At 69.1% G+C, this 23,536-nt stretch carries 18 protein-coding genes and 2 pseudogenes; 6 read left to right on the top strand and 14 right to left on the bottom strand.

The genetic code is table 11. The features are described 5' to 3' along the window. Positions 1–235: 235 nt before the first annotated feature. Positions 236–1,597: a hypothetical protein gene (locus tag PL79_RS10205; protein WP_193759833.1), complete on the top strand. Its 1,362-nt coding sequence runs from the start codon at positions 236–238 to the stop codon at positions 1,595–1,597. 120 nt (positions 1,598–1,717) lie between these two features. On the opposite strand, the gene PL79_RS10200 is transcribed toward PL79_RS10205, so the two are convergent. The 3 genes from PL79_RS10200 to pdxR all read right to left on the bottom strand — a co-directional run bounded on the left by PL79_RS10200 (position 1,718) and on the right by pdxR (position 6,112). Further along, complete coding sequence (locus tag PL79_RS10200; protein WP_044848773.1) at positions 1,718–2,164, bottom strand: nuclear transport factor 2 family protein; 447 nt, start codon at positions 2,162–2,164, stop codon at positions 1,718–1,720. A 98-nt stretch (positions 2,165–2,262) separates the two neighbouring features. Beyond that, positions 2,263–4,461, bottom strand: a complete 2,199-nt coding sequence (locus PL79_RS10195; RefSeq protein WP_044848772.1) for a penicillin-binding protein 1A — start codon at positions 4,459–4,461, stop codon at positions 2,263–2,265. Positions 4,462–4,558: 97 nt separating this feature from the next. Beyond that, positions 4,559–6,112 (bottom strand): MocR-like pyridoxine biosynthesis transcription factor PdxR, encoded by a 1,554-nt coding sequence (gene pdxR, locus PL79_RS10190; RefSeq protein WP_135801029.1) that lies wholly within the window; start codon positions 6,110–6,112, stop codon positions 4,559–4,561. Between the two features lie 126 nt (positions 6,113–6,238). Here pdxR and PL79_RS10185 point away from each other — a divergent pair, with 126 nt between their 5' ends. Next, entirely contained in the window at positions 6,239–6,877 is a 639-nt protein-coding gene (locus PL79_RS10185; RefSeq protein ID WP_044847431.1) for an FMN-binding negative transcriptional regulator, read from the top strand. 49 nt (positions 6,878–6,926) lie between these two features. Here PL79_RS10185 and PL79_RS10180 read toward each other — a convergent pair whose 3' ends face one another. Next, positions 6,927–7,517, bottom strand: coding sequence for a thioredoxin family protein (locus PL79_RS10180; RefSeq protein ID WP_044847430.1), 591 nt, complete (start codon positions 7,515–7,517; stop codon positions 6,927–6,929). Positions 7,518–7,744: 227 nt separating this feature from the next. Between PL79_RS10180 and PL79_RS10170 the strand changes: the two genes are divergently transcribed. After that, complete coding sequence (locus tag PL79_RS10170; RefSeq protein WP_044847429.1) at positions 7,745–8,485, top strand: response regulator; 741 nt, start codon at positions 7,745–7,747, stop codon at positions 8,483–8,485. Then, the gene (locus PL79_RS10165; RefSeq protein WP_044847428.1) at positions 8,482–9,804 is read left to right on the top strand and encodes an ATP-binding protein; all 1,323 of its coding nucleotides are present in this window, start codon (positions 8,482–8,484) and stop codon (positions 9,802–9,804) included. The genes PL79_RS10170 and PL79_RS10165 overlap by 4 nt, the downstream gene beginning before the upstream one ends. A gap of 61 nt (positions 9,805–9,865) precedes the next feature. On the opposite strand, the gene PL79_RS10160 is transcribed toward PL79_RS10165, so the two are convergent. The 4 genes and pseudogenes from PL79_RS10160 to PL79_RS10145 all read right to left on the bottom strand — a co-directional run bounded on the left by PL79_RS10160 (position 9,866) and on the right by PL79_RS10145 (position 12,629). Then, entirely contained in the window at positions 9,866–10,477 is a 612-nt protein-coding gene (locus tag PL79_RS10160) for an alpha/beta fold hydrolase (RefSeq protein WP_044847427.1), read from the bottom strand. Positions 10,478–10,529: 52 nt separating this feature from the next. Further along, on the bottom strand, positions 10,530–11,264 hold the full coding sequence (locus tag PL79_RS10155; RefSeq protein ID WP_044847426.1) for a metallophosphoesterase family protein: 735 nt from the start codon (positions 11,262–11,264) through the stop codon (positions 10,530–10,532). A 99-nt stretch (positions 11,265–11,363) separates the two neighbouring features. Further along, complete coding sequence (locus PL79_RS10150) at positions 11,364–11,900, bottom strand: GNAT family N-acetyltransferase (protein ID WP_044847425.1); 537 nt, start codon at positions 11,898–11,900, stop codon at positions 11,364–11,366. A 96-nt stretch (positions 11,901–11,996) separates the two neighbouring features. Beyond that, positions 11,997–12,629: pseudogene (locus tag PL79_RS10145) on the bottom strand (LysE family translocator). Positions 12,630–12,946: 317 nt separating this feature from the next. On the opposite strand from PL79_RS10145, the gene PL79_RS10140 reads away from it, so the two are divergent. Then, positions 12,947–14,140, top strand: a complete 1,194-nt coding sequence (locus PL79_RS10140; RefSeq protein WP_044847424.1) for a porin — start codon at positions 12,947–12,949, stop codon at positions 14,138–14,140. A gap of 660 nt (positions 14,141–14,800) precedes the next feature. Continuing rightward, positions 14,801–16,723 carry an SMP-30/gluconolactonase/LRE family protein gene (locus tag PL79_RS10135; protein ID WP_044847423.1) on the top strand — a complete coding sequence of 641 codons (1,923 nt, stop codon included), beginning with the start codon at positions 14,801–14,803 and terminating at the stop codon, positions 16,721–16,723. A 34-nt stretch (positions 16,724–16,757) separates the two neighbouring features. Here PL79_RS10135 and PL79_RS10130 read toward each other — a convergent pair. The 6 genes and pseudogenes from PL79_RS10130 to PL79_RS10105 form a co-directional block, all read right to left on the bottom strand. Beyond that, positions 16,758–17,552: pseudogene (locus tag PL79_RS10130) on the bottom strand (c-type cytochrome); the annotation flags it as partial. A 246-nt stretch (positions 17,553–17,798) separates the two neighbouring features. After that, a complete protein-coding gene (locus PL79_RS10125; RefSeq protein ID WP_044847421.1) occupies positions 17,799–18,485 on the bottom strand; it encodes a c-type cytochrome in 687 nt (228 codons plus the stop codon). 46 nt (positions 18,486–18,531) lie between these two features. Continuing rightward, entirely contained in the window at positions 18,532–19,584 is a 1,053-nt protein-coding gene (locus PL79_RS10120) for a molybdate ABC transporter substrate-binding protein (protein WP_044847420.1), read from the bottom strand. Positions 19,585–19,592: 8 nt separating this feature from the next. Beyond that, the gene (gene tetH, locus PL79_RS10115) at positions 19,593–20,384 is read right to left on the bottom strand and encodes a thiosulfate dehydrogenase (RefSeq protein WP_044847440.1); all 792 of its coding nucleotides are present in this window, start codon (positions 20,382–20,384) and stop codon (positions 19,593–19,595) included. Positions 20,385–20,598: 214 nt separating this feature from the next. Then, positions 20,599–21,894 (bottom strand): MFS transporter, encoded by a 1,296-nt coding sequence (locus PL79_RS10110; protein WP_044847419.1) that lies wholly within the window; start codon positions 21,892–21,894, stop codon positions 20,599–20,601. 135 nt (positions 21,895–22,029) lie between these two features. Further along, positions 22,030–23,493 carry a mannitol dehydrogenase family protein gene (locus PL79_RS10105; RefSeq protein WP_044847418.1) on the bottom strand — a complete coding sequence of 488 codons (1,464 nt, stop codon included), beginning with the start codon at positions 23,491–23,493 and terminating at the stop codon, positions 22,030–22,032. Positions 23,494–23,536: the final 43 nt, after the last annotated feature.

Genomic DNA, 23,536 nt, shown 5'->3' with positions numbered 1-23,536 from the left:
TGCAGCGGCGCATCAAGCAGCAATGAGTTGAAACAAAGCGTGACGAAACGCAAAACCGCGGCGAAACCGGGGAGGCGGCCCTGCCGATTCGTGTCCGCGCGGGTAGAATGAAAGATCTGACGACTCATTAGCCGCCATTGGACCGAACGCGTTGTACTGCGAACGACTCCACCGCGAAGAGGCGTCGGCGCCGGGCACATGCGTGCGGCCGGCGTGTCGATGGCTCGCGCGGGAGATGCGCCGTTCGCAACGTGCGGCGGCCGGTTCGGCCGATGGCTTCGATCGCATGATGCTCTCCGACCTGACGCGGCGGTTGTCCAAGCCGCGTTGCCATACTCTCGCGGTCGCCACGTATGTGTGGCTCGCGGCCGTTCTCCCGATCTCCGTGCTTGTCGCGCGGCCCGCCTTTGCCGCGTCCGACGTGCCGTCGGCCACTGCTACGTCGTCCTCATCAACGGCTTCGGCCGCGCATTCGGCTTCGTCGGCGCATGGGTCGTCGGGAGTCGCGCCGTCGTCCGCGGCTTCGGCCGCGCGTTCGGCTTCGCCGGCGCATGGGTCGTCGGGAGTCGCGTCGTCATCCGCGGCTTCGGCCGCGCATCCGGCTTCGCCGGCGCATGTGTCGTCCGGAGTCGCTCCGTCATCCGCGGCATCCGCCGCGCATCATGCGTCGCCTGCCAGCGGGGCATCCCCGGCTTCCGCCGCATCGGCAGCATCGGAGGCCTCGCCTGCATCGGCAGCATCCGGCACGCCGGCAAGCGAAGCCGAAGCACCCGCACCGACGCCGCCGCGCCGGCACCCGCCGCTGTCGGCCGACGAAGCGAAGAGCGCAACCGCGCGTGCGATCGACATGCGCAAGCGCTTCACGCAGGAAGTCACGCGACGCCTGAGCGTGCCCGCGAGCGAGCAGCGCGCGTATGGCGTCCGTCTTCAGCAGGCGCTCGCCGATGCTGACCTCGGCGACCTGGCCGGCGAATACGTCGCGATCGTCGACCGCGCGCCGAACGTGCAGGCGCTGTTTATCTACTTCCGCGCGACGCCGACCAATGCGTGGCTGATGATCGGCGCGTCGCCGGTCGGCACCGGCTGGCCCGGCAAATACGATCACTTCCTGACGCCGCTCGGCGTGTTCCATCACTCGCCCGACAACATGGATTTCCGCGCGGAAGGCACGACGAACGACAACGGTATTCGCGGCTACGGCAAGCGCGACATGCGCATCTACGACTTCGGCTGGGTGGACGGCGAGCGCGGCTGGGGCAAGGGCGGCAAGTCGCCGATGCGCTTCCAGATGCACGCGACCGATCCCGATCGCCTCGAGCCGCTGCTCGGCATCCGGCACTCGAAAGGCTGCGTGCGGATTCCTGCTTCGCTGAACGCGTTCCTGGACCAGCACGGCATCCTCGACGACGACTACGAGGCGCGCGTCGAGGACGGCAAGTCGTTGTGGGTGCTGCGCCGCGATCGCGACGTCACGCCGATCGCCGGGCGCTACCTGGTCGTGATCGACAGCGCGCGCAAGACGCGTCCGGCATGGTCGCCGGCGCCGGGACGCAACGCATGGTCGAAGCTGCCGAAGAGCGGCGACACGGCGGACTGACGACAGCCGGTCCGCCGGCGCGACGAAGGTTGCGCGGCGTGGGCGCCGCAGTTCGACGCACTGGTCGCGACGCTCGCGGCGGCCTGAGCGCATTGCCGGCCGCGTTCGCCGGCCGGCGCGTCAAGCGGCCGGCGCATCGTTCAGGTGGCGACGCAGGTCGCCCGCGAAATCGAACAGCGTGTAGTCGCGGAACGCGAAACGCCATGCGCCGTCGACGCGCTCGAACGCGTCGTGATAGCGGCCCGCCGCGATCGGCTGCAGCGCGAGGCCGTCGACGGCCTGCAGCACCGTGTAGTACGAGCGAGCTGTCGCGCGATGCGCGGCTTCGTCGATCTCGATGAGCGGATTCGTGATTACATGCTTCGTGCGCGGCGTGCCGCACGCGTAGCGCTTCACGCGCGCGTCGAACAGCGCGAGCAATTCATCGGCGCCGATCGTCGGCGCCGCTTCCGCGACCTTGATCCGCGCATGCCGGAACAGCGCCGCCATCCCCGGCAGGTCACCGGCGTCGAGCAGCTCCGCGTAGCGGTACAGCAGGTTCGCGATTTGGACAGCGCTGTGGGTCATGCGGCCTCCGGCATCGATGGACGGGTTGCGTCGATGATGCGCGGTGCGGGCCGGGATCGCTTCGTCCGGGTGGACGAAGCGTCTTAGTCGTGCCGCGCTCAGCGGAAAATCTTCAGCCAGTCGAACAGGCCCGGATGCGGACGCCGCCTCGGTGCCGGCGCCGGCGCGCTGCGCGGCCGGAAGTCGGGCGAGAACTGCACATGCGGGTCGATCGCACGCGCACGCAGCGCCGCATCGTAGAACGAGCCGACGATCGGCAGCGCGCTGTGCGCGCCCGCGCCCCAATAGTCGCTGCGCAGCGTCACGTTGCCGTCGTCGAAGCCGACCCAGGCGCCGGCCACCAGTTGCGGATGCATCAGGATGAACCAGCCGTCCGTGTTGTCCTGCGTCGTGCCGGTCTTGCCCGCGACGTCGATGCGAATCCCGTAGCGCGAGCGGATGTCGGCACCGGTCCCGTAATCGACGACGCCACGCATCACGTCGACCAGCGTCTGTGCCGCGGCCACCGGCATCGCGCGTTCGGGCGGCGCGCTGCCGAATGCGGCGAGCACCTTGCCGTCGCGATCCTCGATGCGCGTGATCATCTGCGGCGCGACGTACACGCCGCGGTTCGCGATCGTCCCGTACGCGGACACCATTTCCTTCAGCGTGACGGGGCTCGTACCGAGCGCGAGCGACGGCACCGCGTCGAGCGGGCTTTCGCGCACGCCCATCGCACGTGCGAGCTGTGCGACCCTGGGCGCGCCTTCGCGCTGCATCACCTGCGCGGTGATGCGATTGCGCGACAGGGCGAGCGCGTCGCGCAGGGTCATCGGCGCGTCCGTCGGCGGTTCGGCATCGGTCGGACGCCACACCGCGTGCGCGCCGATCGGGATCGCCACCGGACGATCGACGAACGTATCGTCCGGCCGCATGCCGTCCGCGAACGCGGCGCCATAGACGAACGGCTTGAATGTCGAGCCCGGCTGGCGCCGCGCCTGCACGACGTGATCGAACGGCTCGCTGCCGAAGTCGGGGCTGCCGACCCACGCGCGAATCGCGCCGTTGCGCGGATCGAGCGCGACGAAGCCGGCCTGTACCTGCGTCTTGCGCTCGCACAACGCGCGCACGAACGCGCGATTCGCGCCGAGCTGCTTCAGCGCGGCCGCGTCGGCGAGCCCGGCGGCGCGCGCGTCGCGATAGTCGGGCGTCTGCCGGATGAAGCCGCGGAACAGGTCGTTGCGCAGCCCGCAGCCGGACGAGTTGTGCCACGCGTCATCGGCGATCGCCTGCAGGCGGTCGGTTTGCTGCGTCAGCGCTCGCGTCGCGATGTCCTGCAGCTGCGCATCGAGCGTCGTGCGCACGACGAGGCCGTCCGCGTAGAGGTCGTAGTTGTTGCGATCGGCCCAGGCGATCAGCCACTTGCGCAGCTGCACCGCGAAGTGCGGGGCCGGGCCGGGTTGCGCGGTCTGCGGCTCGAAGTCGACGCGCAGCGGGCGGCGCTGCAGTTGCGCGAGCTGCCGCGGCGACAGCATGCCCATCGCGGCCATCCGCGCGAGCACGATGTTGCGGCGCTGGACCGCGCGCTCCGGATTCAGCACCGGGTTGTAGTAGCTGTTGCCCTTCAGCATCCCGACGAGCGTCGCGCTTTCGACGATGTCGAGCTGGTCCGCCGATTTGCCGAAATAGGTGCGCGCGGCCATTTCGACGCCGTACGCGTTGTACAGGAACGGCACGGTGTTCAGGTAAGTTTCGAGAATCTCGTCCTTGCTGTACACCGCCTCGATCTTGAACGCGGTGATCAGCTCCTTCACCTTGCGCGTGAGCGTCGGCGCGCGGCCGACTTCGTCCGGATACAGATTGCGGGCGAGCTGCTGCGTGATCGTCGAGCCGCCCTGGCGGCTGCCCGAGAATGTATGCAGCCCGGCCGCGAGCGTGCGGCGCCAGTCGATGCCGTGATGCGCGTAGAAGCGGTGGTCCTCGGTCGCGATCAGTGCGTCGACCATGTGCGGCGAGATCTGCTTGAGCGGCACCCATTCGCGGTTCACGGGCCGGAACTCGGCGATCAGCTGGCCGTCGGCCGACAGCACGCGCGCCGGACGGTCGATGCGCGCCTTGCGGATGTCGCCGATGCTCGGCGTGAACGGCACGAACGCGAGCAGGACCAGCAGGCCGAGCACGGGGATCGCGGCAAGCGTCAGCGCGACGCCGCGGCGCGTCGAATGGCGCAGGCGATGCCACGCGCCGGCGCCGAGCGCGCGTGCGCCGGTACGGCAGCGAAGCCACAGATCTCGAAGATACGGCACGAAGCGATTCACGGCGGCAGGAGCGCGAGCGGAAAAGGCGCGATCCTAGCAAACCGCGCAGCGTCACCTGTGGCCAAAACGCCGGTTTTCCTGCAGGCGTTACAGACGATTACGTTTGTTGCCCGCAGACAACCTTTGGTCGCGTGCGTCGTCGCGATTCCTCCGACGAATCGACGCCGGCCGCTTCGCCGACCACATCAGCGAGCCGCTGCGCGGCCGCTTCCATCCGTGCGCGATCGAACCCGCCGAAGCCGAGCACGAGGCCCGGACGCGCGGTGCCCGGCGCGAACATCGGCGACACCGCGCGCACCGCCACGCCCGCCTGCGCGGCGCGCGCCACCACGTCGAGATCGTCGATCCCTTCCGCGAGCCACAGCACGACGTGCATCCCCTGATCGCCCGGCTGCACCCAGGCGCGCTCGCGCGGCAGCCGCGCGCCGAGCGTGTCGATCAGCAGCGCGCGCTGTTCCGCGTAGACGCCGCGCACGCGGCGGATGTGGCGGTCGAGATGGCCTTCCGCGATGAAGGCGGCGAGTACGTGCTGATCGGCGGTCGGCGCATGGCGATCCATCAGCGCGCGCGCGCCGCAGAACGCGGGCACGAGCTCGGCGGGCGCGATCACGTAGCCGAGTCGCAGCGACGGGAACAGGATCTTGCTGAACGTGCCGAGATAGATCACGTGTTCCGGATCCAGGCCTTGCAGCGACGGGAACGGATAGCCTTCGTAGCGCAGCTCGCTGTCGTAGTCGTCCTCGACCACCCATGCGCGATGCGCGCGCGCCCAGCCGAGCAGCGCGTTGCGGCGCGCCATGCTCATCGGCATCCCGAGCGGATACTGGTGCGATGGCGTGACGAACGCCGCACGCGCGTCCGGCGCGAGACGGATGCCGGCCTCGACGTCGATGCCGTCCGCGTCGACCGGCACGCGGACCATCGCGTCGTGCCGCCCGGTGCTCTCGAGCAGCGCGGTGATGCCGCGATAGGCGGGATTCTCGACCCACGCGCGATCGTTCGGGCCGAGCAGGACCTGGCTCGCGAGGTGCAGGCCCGGTTGCGTGCCGCTGGTGATAACGACCTGCTCGGCGCTGCAGCGCACCGAGCGCGAGCGGCGCACGTAATCGGCGATCGCTTCGCGCAGCGGTAGCGCGCCTTGCGGATCCGCATAACCGGACGGCGCGCCGGCGCCGCGGGCGCGCAGGCGGTTGCCGAGCCGGCGCCAGATGTCGTCGGGCGCGGTGAGCCCGACCGGCACCGAGATCGCGAACGGCGCGGCCGGCAGCGGACGGAATTCGCGGGCGATCCGCGCGAACGTCGCGGGCCGGTTCGGGCAGGCCGGCATGGGCGGCGCGCTGGCGGGCGGCGGCGGTCCGCCAGCCGGCGGCGACGGCTCGGCCAGCGCGTTCGCGACCCGCGTGCCGGCGCCGCCGCGCGACTCCAGGAAGCCTTCGGCGACGAGTTGCGCATACGCGTCGACGACGGTGCCGCGCGAGACCTGCAGCGACGCCGCGAGCAGCCGCGTGGACGGCAGCGTGTCGCCGGGCCGCACGTCGCCGCGGCGCACTGCGTCCCGCAACACCTGCGCGAGCTGGCGGCTCAGGTCGCCGGCCGCGCGGTCGAGCGCGCCGAGCGACGGGATTTCGACGATCCGGGCGGTCCTGGCCATGATTCTGGTCTGCTGAAAATGTTCTAAACCGGCTCTACAGCATAAACCAGTTAGCGATCACAATCGGGGCATGACGGGCCGGTTCCGACCCGTTCCCTCCCAACCCTGTCCGACCGTGGAGCCGCCATGTATGTCCCCGCCGATTTCGCCGAATCCCGTCCCGACGTGCTGCGCGAACTGATCGTCCAGCATCCGTTCGGCACCCTGGTCACGCGCGGGAACAGCGGGCTCGACGCGAACCACCTTCCGTTCGAACTGCTGCCGGGCGACGGCGGCCTCGGCGAACTGCATGCGCACGTCGCGCGCGCGAATCCGCTCTGGCAGGACGTCGCGGACGGCGACGAGGTGCTCGTGATCTTCCGCGCCGGCGACGCGTACATCTCGCCGAACTGGTACCCGAGCAAGCACGTCGCGCATCGGCAGGTGCCGACGTGGAACTACGTGGTCGTGCATGCGCACGGCCGCATCACCGTGCGCGACGACGAGAAGTTCGTGCGCGGCGTGGTCGCGCGGCTGACGCGCACGCACGAGGCGTCGCAGCCGGCGCCGTGGAAGATGGCCGACGCGCCGAAGGACTATCTCGACACGATGCTGCAGTCGATCGTCGGGCTGCAGATCGAGATCACGCGGCTCGTCGGCAAGCGCAAGCTCGGGCAGAACAAGGCGGTCGACGATATTCGCGGCGCGGGCGACGCGCTGATCGCGGACGGGAATCTCGCGATCGGGGAGGCGATGCTGGCGGAAGCCGACGCGAAGCGCGGGTGAGTCACGGTGAATCGCACGGGGGCGCATGTCGCGCCCCCGCCGGCGCACGCTACTGCGTACGCGTCGCGCCCTTCGTCCCCATCGTTCCTTCTGCCGCCTGCGCCAGCGCCCCCCGAATCGCCGCTTCCGTCTTGTCATACCCGCCCTCGCCATACCGCGTATAGACGACTTTCCCGTTCGCGTCGATCAGGTACAGCGCGGGCCAGTACTGGTTGCCGTACGCGCGCCACGTGTCGTAGCGGTTGTCCTGCGCGACGGGATACTGGATGCCGAAGCGCTTGACCGCATCGGCGACGTTCTTCGCATCGCGTTCGAACGGATACTCCGGCGTATGCACGCCGACCACGACGAGCCCCTGGTCGCGATACTTCCGGTACCAGTCGTTCACGTACGGAATCGTATGAATGCAGTTGATGCACGAGTACGTCCAGAAATCGACCAGCACGACCTTGCCGCGCAGCTGGTCGAGCTTGAGCGGCGCGCTGTTGTGCCAGCGCTCGATGCCGGTGAAGTCGGGCGCCGGCGTGCCGGCCAGCGAGGCGGTCATGCCCGCGTCGTCGCGGGTGCCGGCGAACGCGGCGAGCCCGGCCGTGGCGGCGAGGGCGATCACGAGGGCGGCGGTCTTGAGTCTGGTCGGCATGGCGGTTCTCCGGTTCGGCCGGCCGCCGCGCGGGGGCGGCGGCCGGACAGGTTTCGACAGCCGTCATTGGGCCGCGCCGACGTATCTGCGATGTGTCCGGCCGGCCGTGCGTGTGCAATGTTGTGTGTCGTCACGGCGGCGCGATACATTGGGATACAAACGGGTGCCCGCGGTGGGGTATAAAAGCGGACATCGCCAGCCGGAACATCACGCCAACGACACCGCCCATGGACAAGATCGACCACGTACTGATCGTCGACGACGATCGCGCGATCCGCGAACTGATCGCGGACTACCTGGAGAAGAACGGCATGCGCGTGTCGCTCGCCGCGAACGGCCGCGAGATGCGCAACGCGCTCGACGACGGCGCGCCCGACCTGATCGTGCTCGACCTGATGATGCCCGGCGAGGACGGCCTCACGCTGTGCCGCGATCTGCGCGCGGGCAAGTTCCGGACGGTGCCGGTGCTGATGCTGACCGCGCGCGGCGAGGAAACCGACCGCATCATCGGTCTGGAGATGGGCGCCGACGACTATCTCGCAAAGCCGTTCGCGGTGCGCGAGCTGCTCGCGCGGATCCGCTCGGTGCTGCGCCGCGCGCGCATGCTGCCCCCTGGCATGCAGGTGACGGAGTCGGCCGCGATGCTCGCGTTCGGTGAATGGCGGCTCGACACGACGGGGCGTCACCTGCTCGACGCCGAAGGCACGCTGGTCGCGTTGAGCGGCGCCGAATACCGGCTGTTGCGCGTGTTCCTCGACAATCCGCAGCGCGTGCTGACGCGCGACCAGTTGCTCAACCTCACGCAGGGCCGGCAGTCCGATCCGTTCGACCGGTCGATCGACCTGCTCGTGAGCCGGCTGCGCCAGCGCCTGCGCGACGGCGCGCGCGAGCCGCGCTACATCAAGACGCTGCGCAACGAGGGCTACGTGTTCTCGTCGGCGGTGACCGCGGTCGAAGGCGACGCATGAGCGCGCGCACCCCGTGGCACTGGCCGCGCTCGCTGTTCGCGCGGCTCGCGCTGATCCTGTGCGTGGGCCTCGCGCTCGCGCAGACGCTGTCGTTCTGGCTCACCGTCACCGAGCGCGACCAGGCGACCACCAACCTGATGATGGGCTACATCGAACGCGAGGTCGCGAGTTCGGTCGCGCTGCTCGATCACCTGCCGCCCGACCAGCGTGCCGCGTGGCTGCCGCGTCTCGCACGGCGCAGCTACGCGTTCATCCTCGGGCCCGGCGAGACGGGCACGCCGCCGGAGGCGCGGCTCTCGGCGCGCGTCGAGCGCTCGATCTCGGACGGCATCGGCGGCGACTATCCGCTGACGGCGAACGCGATCCCCGGCGATCGCGAGCATCTTCAGGTGCATCTGCGCCTGACCGACGGCTCGCCGCTGACGATCGACATCCACCCGATGTCCACGGTGCCGCTGTCGGGCTGGCTACCGGTCGTGCTCGCGCTGCAGCTCGCGGTGCTGGCCGCGTGCTGCTGGCTCGCGGTGCGGCTCGCGACGCGGCCGCTGAAGCAGCTCGCGCAGGCGGCCGACGCGCTCGGCCCCGACCTGAAGGGCGAACGCCTGAACGAGGACGGGCCGTCCGAAGTCGCGCGTGCCGCGCGGGCGTTCAACGCGATGCAGGACCGCATCGCGCAGTACATGGCCGAGCGCATGCAGATCCTCGCGTCGATCTCGCACGACCTGCAGACGCCGATCACGCGGATGCGGCTGCGCGTCGACGTGATGGACGACGACGCGCAGGGCGCGAAGCTGCGCCAGGACCTGCTCGAGATGGAGCATCTGGTGAAGGAAGGCGTCGCGTATGCGCGCACGCTGCACGGCACGGAAGAGGCCGCGCGCCGCATCGATCTCGATGCGCTGCTCGACAGCATCGTGTGCGACTACACGGATGCGGGGCAGGACGTCGCGCTGCATGGCGGCGGCCCGCTCGCGCTTGTCACGCGGCCGAAGGCGCTGCGCCGGATCGTCGGCAACCTCGTCGACAACGCGCTGAAGTTCGCGGGCGCGGCCGAGATCGACGTGCAGGCGGCGCCGGGCGGCGGCGCGGTCATCGCGGTGCTCGATCGCGGGCCGGGCATTCCGGACGATCAGCTCGACGCGGTGTTCGAACCGTTCCGGCGCGTGGAGACGTCGCGCAATCGCGAGACCGGCGGCACGGGGCTCGGCCTCGCGATCGCGCGGCAGCTTGCGCTCGCGATGGGCGGCACGCTCACGTTGCGCAACCGGCCGGACGGCGGCGGACTCGAAGCGCGGTTGACGCTGGTGAACGCGACCTGACGCGACGCCGTGTAATGCGGTGCCAAGCGCGTCGCGGGCTTCGGAGTCGAAGCGGGCTGCGTCACACGCGCTGCAGATGCGCGTCGACGAGCGGCGCGAGCGTTTCGGCATGCACGGCCGCGAGATCGTGCCGGCCGCCCGGCACCACGTGCAGCCGTGCATCGGGCAGCCGTTCGAGCAGGCGTTTGCCTGCCGCGACCGGGCTGATCGGATCGTCGTCGCCCCACAGCAGCAGCGTCGGCTGCGCGATGCGGCCGATGCCCTGCGACAGGTCGGCGCGCAACGTCAGGAACCAGTCGGGCAATTGCGGGTTCGCTTGCGCGAAGCCGGCGCGCCAGTCCTGCGCGCCGAGCCCCTGCATGTCGAGGCCACCCGACGTGACCGTCAGCACCAGGTGCGTGACGAGCGGCGCACGTTCGAGTGCCGCGCGCATCGCGATCACGCCGCCCATCGATTGCGCGATCACGGCGGTCGGCCGGTCGATCGCGCTCAGCACATGGCGCACGAGACCGTCGAAGTCGTCGACGGCCGGATCGCGCGGCGTGTCGCCGAAGCCCGGATAGCCGACGATCCGACGCTCGGCCGGATGCGCGAGGCGGCTCGCGAGCGGTTGCCAGAAGGCGGTGCTGCCCGATGCGCCGGGCAGGAACAGCAGTTGTGACGGAACGGGCATGACGGATCGGCTTTCTGGTGAAGGAAGCGGGTGAATGGAAGGCGGCGATGCGTCAGCACCGGCCGGTGCGCAGCGCGACGCTCCAGTCGTCGCGGCCGCGCGATGCCGCGGTGGCGGCGGCCGTATGCCAGTCGTATTCGACCGCATGGAATTCGGCGTGCCAGCCGGCCGGCGTGCGCGACACCATCGCGTAGCGCGCATGCGGCGAACCCGTTTCGATCCGGTGCGGGTGCGGTAGATCGTCCACGTACGCCTGCAGCCCGACGCTGCCGGGGTTGACGATCAGCCGGCCGTCGTCGAGTTTCGCGAGGCGCGGCACATGCGTATGGCCGCACAGAATCAGCGAGGCCGTCTCGTCGCCCGCGCGCTGCGCGATTTCATCGGGCGTCGCCGCGCGGCAGCCGTCGGGCGTGACCGTCTCGAGGAAGTAGACGAGGTCGCTGGCAGGCGTGCCATGCACCATCAGCACATCGTCGCCGAGCGTCAGGCGCTCGGGCAGCGCGGCGATCCATGCGCGCTGGTCGTCGCGCAGCGTGTCGTGCGCCCAGCGGTCGGACAGCCGCATCGCGTCGCGATCGCCGGTCAGCAGTTGCCGTTCGTGATTGCCCTTGATGGTCGGCAGGTCGAGCGCGATCAGGCGGTCGGCCGTTGCGGCCGGATGGAGTGCGCCCGACACGATGTCGCCGAGGTTGACGATCACGTCGGCGCCGCGGCGGCGCACGTCGTCGAGCACCGCGTCGAGCGCGGCGAGGTTGCCGTGGATGTCGGACAGCGCGGCGATTTTCATGGCGAAGGAGTCGAAGCGGGGAACGGCGATTGTCGCGAATTCGCCGCGGGTCGTCCATTCGCGTCGACGGCGTGCGGATCGGCGCGTCGCGTCGGCCCGTCAGTCGGTCGCGAGGCGCGCGTACAGCGCGAAATCGCCCGGCGCGCCGCGCACCATCCGGTATGCGCGCAGCAATCCTTCGTACCGGTAGCCGCATTTCTGCAGCACGCGCGCGGAGCCGGCATTGCTGGTCAGCACGACGCCCTGGATCCGCATGAAGCCGCCTTCGGCGAACGCCCATGCGGTGACGCTCGCGCACAGCGCGCTCGCGATGCCGCGCCCCCAGTGCGACGGCGCGAGGTCGTACGCGATCTCGGCCGAGCGGTTCGCGGTGGATACCGTATGCAGCCCGATGGTCCCGGCGAGCACGCCCGACGCGTCGTCGACGATCGCGAGGCGGCGGATCGAATCCGGATGAGCCGATTCGATGCCGTCGAACAGCGGCAGCAGATCGTCGCGCGCATGCAGGTTCCAGCTCGTGTGGCGGACGACGTCGGGATTCGACAGGTATGCGTACCACGTGTCGAGATCCGCGCGGTCGAGTTGGCGGAGCGACAGGCCGGGGAAACCGGAGCGGGGAGGGACGTCGATTCTCACCGCGAGCCTGTTGAGACCGTTGCGGGCAATGCGACCCCCGCGAACGGCGCGTCTGAAGTGCTCGAAGCGCTCGAAGCACCGCGCATGCCGATGCTCCTACGCAGCATGCCGCCGATACAGCGCGAGCGATCCCGCCAGCGCGAGCAGCATCGCACCGCACGTGCGTTCGAGCCACAGCGCGCCCGAGCGCTTCAGCAGCCGCACGGCGCGCGCGCCGAGCAGCGCGTAGCCGAACATCACCGCGCCGTCGAGCAGCGCGAACGTGACCGCGAGCGCAACGTATTGCGGCGCGAGCGGGGCGGCCGGATCGAGGAACTGCGGCAGGAACGCGGAGAAGAACAGATAGCCCTTCGGATTCGTCACCGCGGTCAGGAAGCTCTTCGCGAAGATCGACGCGTTGCGTTCGTACGCCGCGCCGCCATGCGCGACGGCGACGTCGAGCGAGCCCTTCGACGTGAGCAGCCGGATGCCGACGTACGCGAGATAGGCGGCGCCGAGCCATTTCACCACCGAGAACTAGAACGCCGAGGCCATCAGCAGCGCGCCGAGCCCGAGCGCGACCGCGACGATCAGCACGAAGTCGGACAGCATCGCGCCGGCGAAGCCGTAGGCCGCGCGGCGCACGCCGTAGCGCGAGCCGTTGGTCAGTGCGAGCAGCACGGTCGGGCCGGGCGTCGCGATCCCGACGAACGCGACGGCGGCGAAGATCAGCAGGGTCGATTGATGCATGCCGAAGACTCCCGGTGGAAGGCGGGTGTCCGATTATCGGACGCGCGGCCTCGCGCTGTACAGGGACGTCCGCCGCGCGGCTGATTATCTCGATTTTGGCAAGAAGCTGTTTTCATTATTGCGCTATCGACCGGAACCGGTTCCAACTACCATGGCGGCCGCGGCGGGCATGCTGGCCGCGACGTCGCGCGCGCGTTTCGCATGCGCGCGTTCCCGTGTGCGGACGCCGCCGGCCTCGCCATGCCGGTGGATCTCGCCGACCGCACGCGCTACTCGCATAGAACAACGGGTTCACCGCCCGGAGACGCTAAAAAACCATGAACAAGCAACTGATCGCAGCACCGCTGCTGCTCTCGCTCGCGGGCATCGCCTCCGCGCAAAGCTCCGTCACGCTGTACGGCATCGTCGATGCGGGCGTGACCTATCGCAGCAACGAACGGGTCGGCTCGCCGGGCGCCTATACGGGGCACTCGGACGTCGCCCTGACCACCGGCAACCTGTCCGGCAGCCGCTGGGGCATCAAGGGCGCCGAGGATCTCGGCGGCGGGATGCGCGCGCTGTTCGTGCTCGAGAACGGCTTCGACATCACCAACGGCACGTCGGGCCAGGGCGGCCGCCAGTTCGGCCGGCAGGCGTTCGTCGGCGTCGGCAGCGACCGCTACGGCACGGTCACGCTCGGTCGCCAGTACACGTCGCTCGACGACTTCGTGAGCCCGGTCGGCCCGTCGTCCTTCATCGGCGGCTTCGGCGCGCATCCGGGCGACATCGACGACCTCGACCAGACCGCGCGCGTCGACAGCTCGATCAAGTACACGAGCGCGAACTACGCGGGCTTCACGTTCGGCGCGCTGTACGGCTTCGGCAGCCAGCCGGGCAGCATGAAGCAGCGCAACACGTGGAGCGTCGGCGCGGCGTACGCGGCGGGGCCGCTGCGCGTGGGCGTCGGCTACGAGCGTTCGGACAACAGCAAGACGGGCGCGACCGACCCGACCGCCGGCAAGTGGCGGAGCACCGACGACGGCCTGTTCAACTCGTCGATCAACGAAGGCTATGCGAGCGCGCAGTCGCAGCAGATCATCGCGACCGGCGCGACGTACGACTTCGGCCCGGCCGTGGTCGGGGTGAACTACAGCAACGTGCAGTACCGCAGCGGTGCCCAGTCGCTGTTCAGCGGTCATGCGACGTTCAACGTCGCGGGCGTGTTCACGCGCTGGAACGTGCAGCCGCAGACGCAACTGTTCGCAGGCTACAGCTACACGCGCGGCAGCGACGTCGACGGCATCGACAACCGCGCGCAGTATCACAACGTCACGCTCGGTGCGGTCTACGACCTGTCGAAGCGCACCAGCGTGTACCTGCTCGGCGCGTACCAGCATGCGTCGGGCACGACGCTCGACGCGCTCGGCCGGCCGGTGGCGGCGACCGCATCGGTGTCGGACAAGGCGAACGGCCACTCGTCCGACTCGCGATCGCAGGCGATCGTCAGCCTCGGGCTGCGTCAGAAGTTCTGATGGCATGTGCAGCCAGTGGCCCGCACTCGATGCGGGCCACCGGCTGCGCGACGTGTACCCAATCCTGTCGTATCCGGGCGGCTCGGACGGCGCGATGCCCGACGGCCCGCACCGGAGCGCATCGCCTTCACGTCCGGCCGGCGTGCGGCCTTCCCGGTTGACCTGCGGCCGTGTCTCCTTCCGCCGAATTCTCGGCACCTCCTCCGGGCTGCCTGCATCGGCAACGGCATTCCGTTGCGCATCGTCTTATTTCACTTCTTCACGATTTCCCGGCAATACGGTATGCGGCCCGCGCGTCCGGTAACGTGATGTCGCATGCGCCGAACCATATTTTTTTTCTTTCATTTTAATTTCGATTTGTAATCATTGAATCGACTTGCCGGCAATGGAAATTCAATGCGTTTGAATCAGAAAAAATGACGTATTTGTATTGGGCGATTCGGAATAAAGTGCCGAAAACCGTGGATCGCGAGAGCGCTGCCTGGCGGGGATCCGCGGTGCGACTTCCGGATCGGTCCATCTTCAGTCAGCCGGCGTCGCGCGGTAAAGGAACGCAATTAACAATTCGACATGCAATTGAACCGGTTTTTTAAAAAATCACCGATATTTCATACGCGGCGAATTAGAGTGTCGAAAAACGATCGTCCGGGAGCATCATTCATGTTATCGAAACAAATTCGCGCGGCATTGCTTGGATTGTGCATGGCAATGCTGGCGCCGGTCAGTCACGCACAAGCGCAATACACGACGGACTGGCTCGCGAACACGTTCGGCACGCTCGCCGCGCACGTCGGCAACGGCGCGCGCTCGCTGTGGGTCGCCCCCGAGGGCGTGATCTATACGGCGTCACGCTGGGACGAGAACGCGGGCGGCGTCGCGATCTACCAGAACGGGCAGACGCTCGGCACGATCGGCATCCATGACGAATTCCAGGGCGGCGCGATCACCGGCAACGCGAACGCGCTGTTCGTCGCGCTCGGCTACAACCGCACGTTCGGCAGCGGCTCGGTCGGCCGCTACAACCGCAGCACGAACCAGCGCGACCTGCGCATTCCGGTCAGCACGTGGACGGGCATCCAGTACGCGGACGTGATCACGGGCCTCGCGACGGCGGGCAACCTGCTGTACGTGAGCGACTTCTACGGCAACCGCGTGCGCGTCTACACGACGGACGGCGTGTGGCAGCGCGACATCGGCGTATCGGGGCCCGGCGCGCTGGCGCTGGATGGGGCCGGCAACCTGTGGGTCGCGCGCAAGAGCGCGGGCGTCGTCGCGCAGTTCAGCCCGACGGGCACGGCGATGAGCACGATCCAGATGGCGGCGCGTGCGCGGCCGGCATCGCTGTATTTCGATGCGCCGCGCGGGCAGTTGCTGGTGGGCGACGAAGGCCCCGACATGAACATCAAGATCTACGCGCTCGTGGGCCAGCCCGTGCAGCTCGGCACGTTCGGCGTGCAGGGCGGCTATCTCGACACGACGTCGGGCATCAAGGGGCAGGTCGGCGACAAGCGCTTCACGCGCGTCGCAGGCATCGGCAAGGACGCGGCCGGCAACCTGTACGTGCTGAACAACGCGTGGGGCGGCGGCTGGGATCTCGGGCGCAACGGCAGCACCGACCTGCATTCGTACAACCCGACGGGCGCGCTGCAATGGAAGCTGCAGGCGCTGAACTTCGAAGGCGCCGCCGCGCCCGATCCGGCGACCGACGGCGCGTTCTTCTACAGCGGCAACAACGTGTATACCGGCACCGCGGGCGGCACGTTCGTCGCGAACACGATCGATCCGTTCAGCTATCCGAAGGACCCGCGCCTCGACATGAACGACTACCAGCGCGGCCAGCATTTCGGCCAGCTGGCGCTGGTAAAGGGCACCCGGATGCTCGTCGCGACCGGGCAGAACCCGGGCAACTACAACCTCTATCACTTCAACGGCGCCAGCGGCTACATCGCGATTCCGGACGGCTCGATTCCCGGCAAGCCGTTCAACACGACGCTGCAGGTAACGGCCGGTTTCGCGCTCGACGACAATGGCGACGTGTGGGCCGGGCTCGATCGCACCAACAACATCTCGCACTATCCGATGACGGGTTTCGACGCGGCCGGGAAGCCGACATGGGGCAAGCCGGTGCAGATTCCGATTCCGCGCACCGTGCTGCCGCTCACGCGGATCATCTACCAGGCCGACAGCGACACGATGATCCTCGCGCAGGGCATCTCGGGCAGCTGGGACTGGACCGCGATGAACGGGCACATCGAGGTCTATCGCGGCTGGATGGCCGGCAACACGAGCACGCCGAACGTGGCGATCAACCTGACGAGCGCGAATCCGAAATCGATGGCGGCGGCCGGCCACTACCTGTTCGTCGGCTACGTGCACACGGTACCGAACGTCGACGTGTTCGACCTGAACACCGGCAGCCTCGTCACCACGTTGACGAACTCGAACACGTCGGCGATGGACGTCGGTAACGACGTCGACTCGATGTACGGCATCCGTGCGTACCTGCGCTCGACCGGCGAATACGTGATCACGAAGGACAACTACAACGGGTCGAGCCTCGTCGTGTATCGCTGGCGTCCGTGATGGTGCAAGCCGCGCCGCCCGCGCCGGCCAGGTCTCATGGCGCGCCGAGCACGCGGCCGTTCACCTCGCGTCCGTACATCGAGTCGGGCGTGTCGTGGAATTTCGCGCGGGTGTCCTGCACCGAGCCGGTGAAGCGCGGGTCCTGCGGGCGTTCGTGGCTGTCCATGAAGGTCGCGACGTCCCATGCTTCCTGATCGGTCAGCGTGCCGCCGAGCCCGAGCGGCATGTTGGCCTTCACGAAGCCGGCCGCGTTGCGGATGTCGCCCATCCCCGCGCCCCAGTTGAATGAGCGTGCGCCCCAGAGCGCCGGAAAGACCGGCTTGCCGCCGCTCGATTGTCCCTGGCCGTCCGCGCCGTGACACAGCGCGCAGTGCTGCGTGTAGACGGCGGCGCCGCGCGCGTAGTCGGCTTTTTGCGCGGGCGGCGGCAGTTTCGGGAAACCCTGGCCGGGCAGTTTCGCGCCGACCGGCGCGCCCTGCGCGAGCCAGTACGAATAGGTTTCGAGCGCAACGAGAATCGGATCGCCGGCCGGCGGCGCCTTGCCGTTCATGCTGTATCTGAAGCAACCCTGCAAGCGTTCGGCGAACGTGTTCACGTGGCCGTTCTTGATGCGGTAGGCCGGGTACAGCAGGTAGGCGGCCCACATCGGGCCCGACTCGGGCCGGCGGCCCGCGTCGAGGTGGCAGCTCGCGCAGGTCAGCTTGTTGCCGACGTACTTGCCCGCGAGCTCGGGCGTGTGCAGGAAGATCTGCTCGCCGAGCTTCACGGTCTTGCCGAAGTCGTCGGCGGGTATCGCGGATTCGGGCGGCGGCGTGAATGGCTTCGCCGTCGTCGTAGTCGTCGCGGAACGGTGGCCGCGGCGGAGGCGGAAGCGGGGAGGCGGAAGGCGGAGGGGAAGCGGCGGAGGCGGCGGAGGCGGAAGCGGCGGAGGCGGAACGGCGGAGGCGGAAGCGCGGAGGCGGCGGAGCGGAAGCGGCGCCGGGGCGTCCTGCGGCGCGGCCGCGCACGCGAGCGCGGCAGCCAGGCGCACCGAGCAGCGCGGCACGCGCGCCGCGGACCACCATCGAGCGATCGATCATCGTTGTTCTCCGTTCGCGGCGCCGCCGCGCGCATAGTAGGCGGCCACCGCGTCGATATCGGCGTCGGACAGCTTGCCGGCAATCATCGGCATCAGCGCCATCGGGCCGGGCGCGCGCGTGCCGCGCTTCCAGCCGTTCAGCTGGCCCGCGATGTACGCGGCCGGCTGGCCGGCGAGCGGCGGAAACGCGGTGCCTACGCCGAGGCCGCCCGCGCCGTGGCATTGCGCACAGGCGGGCAGGCCCTGCGACCAGCGTCCGCGCGTCGCGAGCCAGGCGCCGGTGTTCGCCGGGTCGATCGACGCGGCGTCGGAAGCGGCAATGGCGGGCGGCGCGGGCAGGCTCGCGAAGTACGCGGAGACCGCGTCGCGATCGCGCGGCGACAGCAGTTTCGCGAGCGGCTGCATGACCGGATTCTGGCGGCTGCCGTCGGCGAACGCGGCGAGTTGAGCCGAAAGATAGGCGGCATGTGTGCCGGCGAGCCGCGGAAAGCCTGCGGCCGCGTTGCCTTCGCCCTGGGCGCCGTGGCAGCCGATGCATGCAGCCACGCCCGTCGTCGTGCCCCGGGTGGCGATGGTCTTGCCGAGCGCGACGTCGTCCGCGCGCGCATTGCCGGCCAGGAGCGCTGCCGCGGCGAGCAGCAGCGGCGCGAACCGGCGTCGCGGTGTGTCGACCGAATCGTTCACGGGTCCCCTCCTTGTTGTCTGTCTTGTGGCGTGTGCAATTGCGCGGTCAGCCCGCGTCGGGCCGGTCTTGCCGTGGCGCAAGCTGCGGTGTCGGTGCGGTCGCGTCGTATCGCCCGAAGCCGTAGCGCGCGAAAATCCGGAACGCCTTGGGCGACCGGATGAACGCGAGCCAAGCGCGTGCGGCTTCCGGATGCGGCGCGTGCTTCACCATCGCGCCTGCATAGATCGCCGTCGTATTGTGCGCGGCCGGAATGTCGATGTGCATCAGCGGATGCCCGACCTGTTCCTGGAACGCCGCTTCCGATTGCCACAGCACGCCGGCGTTCGCGCGCCCCTGCATCAGGAACAGCGCGGTTTCCCGATGATGGATGTGCGTGAGTTCGGTCGTGCCGGCGCGCACCTTGTCGTCGTAGACGGTGCGCGCGAGCGTATCGCCGCCGGCTTTCACGAGCGATGCGCGGATCTGCCGCGCGACGCCTTCGAACGCCGGGTTCGGCATCGCGAGCTTCACGTCGGGCCGCGCGAGATCGCTCAGCGACGCGATGTGCTTCGGATTGCCGGCGCGCACCATGATCGTCAACTGGTTGGTCACATAGGGCACGGCCGGACCGTCGAGCGTGCCGTCCGCGATCAGTTCGTCGATCTTGCCGAGCCCGGCGAAATACGCGTCGGGCTCGACCGTCCACGTCATGTTGCCGACGGTGATCGTGCCGCCCGCGTGGATCTGCTTCACGAGCAGGCCGGGCGGGATCGTTTCCCAGTAGATGCGGCCGCGGTATTCCGGATGGTCGGTCTCGAACTGCGCGACGAGCGGCGCCATCGCGAAGAAGTAGTTGCCGCCGACGTACAGCACGAGCTTCGGCGCGGTGAGGTCGCCGTGGAAATCGGCGAGCACGTCGACCTGCGGCACCGTGAATTCGAGGCCGCGGTTCGTCGCGTCATTGTTGCGGCCGTCCTGCCACGGCGGAAAGACGCTGTTTGAAGCATCGGCCGGGGCAGCGAGCGACAGCGCCGACGTGCAGCAGAGCGCGGCCAGCGTGGCGGACAGCGCTGTGAGCCACCGGCGTCGCCACGGAGAACGCGTGCGGATCGATGTCATCGGGCGCCTCACTTCGCGTAAGTGAAACCGGCGTGCTGCAGCTCGGGCAGCGTACCGACCACGCCCGGCGTGACGATCACCGACGGAATCACGTGGTTGGTCAGGTCGGCGGCGAGCGCGTCGAGCGGGAGCTTGTCCGGATTCGCATTCGCGCGGTCGAGCCGTTCCGCGAGCTCCCAGATCGCGTTGTGGCATGCCAGGAACACGACGCCGCGCTGCTGCAGCGCGGCGATGCTGTTGTCGTGCGACGAGAACGCGCCATCAGGTAGTTCGTGATCCTTCGCGTCTTTCGACTGCGCGGGTTTCGCGGCGAGCAGCGTGTTGGTCGCGAACGCGGTGCCGGCGAATGTCGCGAGGCCGTATTTGTCCCACGCGGCCGGATCGAACAGCGCAAGATGCGCGGCGCCGTGCGTGGCCGACACGACGAGGAAGTCCGGGTGACCAAACCCCCAGACCTGCGCGTTCAGCGCATTGCGCATCAGGTTCAGCCACGGGCCGCCGAGCTCGGTGTTGTCCCACACCTGCTTCGGGCCGCCGCGATAGCCGATCACTTCCATGAGTGCCGTGTGATCCCATTGATCGGGGCGCTCGACGATCATCGGCACCGTCTTGAAGTCGCGTCGTCTCGGCGTGGCCGCGAGGCGGCGGGTGAGGTCGGCGAGGCGCGTCGCGCCGCCGGCCAGCAGCGCGCCGGATTCGGGCGTCGCAGCCTGCGCGGTGCGCGCGGCGCCGAGCAGCGCCGTGGCGGCCGCGAGGCCGAGTGTCTTGAGCGCGCCGCGGCGCGCATCCCGGTCGGACATCGAACTCTCCCATATCGTTTTCGTGGGGGCGTGCCGCTGCGCCGTGCCGCTGCGCAGCGTCGCCATCGCGTAGCCAGTCTAGAGGCGCGCGATCGACAGCGGAAATCGCGATATCGGATGGGAGATATTCGAGGGTGCGATGATTGGATGAAACGACAAGGCCGCGCGGTGCCGACTCATGCGGCGCCGCGCGGCCTTCGTCAGCCTTGAAAGGTCAGTGTGCGGTGCGTTCGCGCAGCACTTCCGACTGCCGTGCGTTGCGCACGAACACGCCGGCCAGCACCGCGCCCGCGAGTGCAATCGCGCCGGCCAGCACGAACGCGGACGCGAACGAGCCGCTGCGCTCGACGATGAAGCCGGTCACCGCCGGCCCGATCACGCCCGACAGGCTGCCCATGCAATGCAGGAAGCCGCTGACGCCGCCGACGCGCGCCGGATGCACGACATCCTGAACGATCGCCCAATAGATCGCACCCGTCACGTACAGGAAGAACAGCGACACCGACATCAGCGCGACCGCGCCTTGGGTCGACTGCACGGCGCCCGCGACGGCCACGCACGCGCCGGCGCCGAGCAGGCAGGTGACGAGCACGATCCGGCGCGACAGCAGCAGGTTGCCGGTGAGCCGGTACAGCGCATCCGAGATCGCGCCGCCGCACGCGAGGCCGACCGTGCCGACGAGCCAGGGCACGACGGTGGCGACGCTCATCTCCTTGATGTTCAGATGGTGCGCACGCACGAGGTAGCTCGGGAACCAGCTCAGGAAGAAGAACAGCACGTAGTTGTAGCTGAAGAACGCGGCGGCCGTCGCGAGGATGCGCGGCTGGCGCACGTAGTGCGACAGCGTGTGTGCGGGCGTTGCGGGGCCGGCGGCGGCACCTGCGTGGGGGGGCGCAGCGGCGGGTGTCGCTGCGGGCGCACCCGCTGCGCCGCCGACCGGCGTGGCCGGACGGTCCGAGGTCGACATCATCCACACGACGACCCACACGAGCCCGATCGCACATACGATCCAGAACGCCGGTCGCCAGCCGAAGTGCGCGGCCAGCAGGCCGACGATCGGCCCGGCGATCGCGCCGCCGAGCGGCGAGCCGGCGCTGAGCAGGCCCATCGCGGTCGCGGCGGCGTCGCGCGGCAGCCAGTTGTTGACCATCTTGTTCGCGGCCGAGCACAGCGGCCCTTCGGCCATGCCGAACAGCAGCCGCACGATCAGCAGGCTCACGAAGCCGACGGTGAGCGCGGTCATTCCGCAGAACACCGACCACAGCCCGACCGACAGCACGTATACGAGCTTCGGCCCGAGCCGGTCGGACGCGAGCCCGCCGATGAAATTGAACAGCGCGTAGCCGATGAAGAACGTGCTGAAGACGAGGCCCATCTGCGCGGCGTCGATGCCGAGATCGGTCTGCACGATCGGCGCGACGATCGACAGCGCGACGCGGTCGAGATAGTTGATGCCATACACCAGGAACAGCAGGAATACCGTGAACCACGCCTGCGACTTCTGCTTCATGTCCGTCTCCTTCGTACCGGTGGGCCGGCCGTCATGGTTGTCTTGTCGATCGTTTGCCGCGTCGGCATGTGCGTCAGCGGGCAGGGGCACTGCGCGGTTCGCTCAGGAATCCTGCGAACCGGGGTAAGCGGTCGTTCAGCGCACGTACAACGGTGCGAGCAGCCCATCGGTGCCGCTCGCGCGAAGCGTCGAGAGATGGGCACCGATGCGCGTGATCACTGCATCCGGCCATGCCGCCGAACCGGCGAGCACGAGGCTGCCGAGGGCGGCCCGAACCGCGCTGGCGGCATCGCCGGCTGCCGACAGCGCCGCGCCGAGTGCGGCCGCGCCCGGATCGCCGACCGCGAGTGCGCGGCCCGATTCGTCGCGCGCGGTGGCGAGGTAGTGCAGCCAGAGCGCGAGCGCGCGTTCCAGATAGGGCAGCTCGACGCCGGCCCGCGCGCTTTCGGCGAGCGCGGGAAGCCAGCGCAGCGGCACCTTCTGCGTGCCGTCCATCGCGATCTGTTCGGTGCGATGCGCGAGCGTCGGATTGCGGAAGCGCTGCACGAGCGTCGCGCAATAGCCGTGCGCGTCATATCCGGACGGCACGTCGACGGTCGCGAGCAGGTCGCGCGTCATCACGCCGTCGACGAGCGCCGCGATCGCCGGATCGGCCATCGCGTCGGACACCGTCGCGCGGCCGCGCAACTGTCCCGCATACGCGATCGCCGAATGCGAGCCGTTCAGCAGCCGCAGCTTCATCGTTTCGTAGGGCCGCACGTCGCCGACGAGGTGCGCGCCGGCGTCTTCCCAGCGCGGGCGCGGGCCGGCGAAGCGATCCTCGATCACCCATTGCGAGAACGGCTCGCAGACGATCGCAGCCGCGTCGCGCGCGCCGAGATGGGCGTGCGCCCAGTCGAGCGATTCGGGCGTCGCGGCCGGCACGATCCGGTCGACCATGCTGTTCGGGAACGCGACGTCGTCGCGGATGCGCCGCGCGAGCGCGCCGTCGATGCGTTCCGCGTAGTCGATCAGCAGCGCGCGCAGCGTGTCGCCGTTCGACGTCATGTTGTCGCAGCAGACGACGGTCAGCGGCGCATGGGCCGGCCGCAGGCGCAGGCCGGCCGCGATCACGCCGAGCGCGGTGCGCGGCGTGCCGGGCGTCGCGAGATCCTGCCGGATCGCGGGATCGTCGGTATCGAGACCGCCGCCGGGGCGGCGGCAATAACCTTTCTCGGTGACGGTCAGGCTGATGATCGACACGGCCGGATCGGCGATCAGCGCCAGTAGCGCGGGCAGCGATTCGGGCGCGAACAGCGCGTCGTGCACCGCACCGACGATGCGCGCGCGCGCGCCTTGGCCATCGCGTTCGATCACCGTGTACAGGTGATCCTGCGCGGCGAGCAGGTCGACGGTATGGCGCCGCCGCAGTTCGACGCCGACGATGCCCCAGCGCAGGTCACCCTGTTCGAGCACCGTTTCCGTATGCAGCGCCTGGTGCGCGCGATGGAACGCGCCGAGGCCGAGATGGACGATACCTGTGCGAACCGCCTGCCGGTCATAACCGGGACGGCCCGTGCCGGGCGGCGCGGCGCGCAGAAAATCGGGGGCAGATAACATGACAGTCGGCAACGGTTTGTACCATGGTAGATGCGGGAATGCT

This window comes from Burkholderia sp. USMB20 (genome assembly GCF_000949135.2).
Classification (GTDB): Bacteria; Pseudomonadota; Gammaproteobacteria; order Burkholderiales; family Burkholderiaceae; genus Burkholderia.
The sequence above is the reverse complement of the archived record's forward strand: the minus strand, read 5'-3'. Positions and strand labels throughout refer to the sequence as shown.

Bases quoted from the DNA above. Each gene is read 5' to 3' on its own strand.
- PL79_RS10170 (WP_044847429.1), top strand. From the start codon at position 7,745: ATGGACAAGATCGACCACGTACTGATCGTCGACGACGATCGCGCGATC.
- PL79_RS10110 (WP_044847419.1), bottom strand. From the start codon at position 21,894: ATGAAGCAGAAGTCGCAGGCGTGGTTCACGGTATTCCTGCTGTTCCTG.
- PL79_RS10120 (WP_044847420.1), bottom strand. From the start codon at position 19,584: ATGACATCGATCCGCACGCGTTCTCCGTGGCGACGCCGGTGGCTCACA.
- PL79_RS10185 (WP_044847431.1), top strand. From the start codon at position 6,239: ATGTATGTCCCCGCCGATTTCGCCGAATCCCGTCCCGACGTGCTGCGC.
- PL79_RS10140 (WP_044847424.1), top strand. From the start codon at position 12,947: ATGAACAAGCAACTGATCGCAGCACCGCTGCTGCTCTCGCTCGCGGGC.
- tetH (WP_044847440.1), bottom strand. From the start codon at position 20,384: ATGTCCGACCGGGATGCGCGCCGCGGCGCGCTCAAGACACTCGGCCTC.
- PL79_RS10200 (WP_044848773.1), bottom strand. From the start codon at position 2,164: ATGACCCACAGCGCTGTCCAAATCGCGAACCTGCTGTACCGCTACGCG.
- PL79_RS10155 (WP_044847426.1), bottom strand. From the start codon at position 11,264: ATGAAAATCGCCGCGCTGTCCGACATCCACGGCAACCTCGCCGCGCTC.
- PL79_RS10160 (WP_044847427.1), bottom strand. From the start codon at position 10,477: ATGCCCGTTCCGTCACAACTGCTGTTCCTGCCCGGCGCATCGGGCAGC.
- PL79_RS10180 (WP_044847430.1), bottom strand. From the start codon at position 7,517: ATGCCGACCAGACTCAAGACCGCCGCCCTCGTGATCGCCCTCGCCGCC.
- PL79_RS10105 (WP_044847418.1), bottom strand. From the start codon at position 23,493: ATGTTATCTGCCCCCGATTTTCTGCGCGCCGCGCCGCCCGGCACGGGC.
- PL79_RS10135 (WP_044847423.1), top strand. From the start codon at position 14,801: ATGTTATCGAAACAAATTCGCGCGGCATTGCTTGGATTGTGCATGGCA.
- PL79_RS10165 (WP_044847428.1), top strand. From the start codon at position 8,482: ATGAGCGCGCGCACCCCGTGGCACTGGCCGCGCTCGCTGTTCGCGCGG.
- pdxR (WP_135801029.1), bottom strand. From the start codon at position 6,112: ATGGCCAGGACCGCCCGGATCGTCGAAATCCCGTCGCTCGGCGCGCTC.
- PL79_RS10205 (WP_193759833.1), top strand. From the start codon at position 236: ATGCGCCGTTCGCAACGTGCGGCGGCCGGTTCGGCCGATGGCTTCGAT.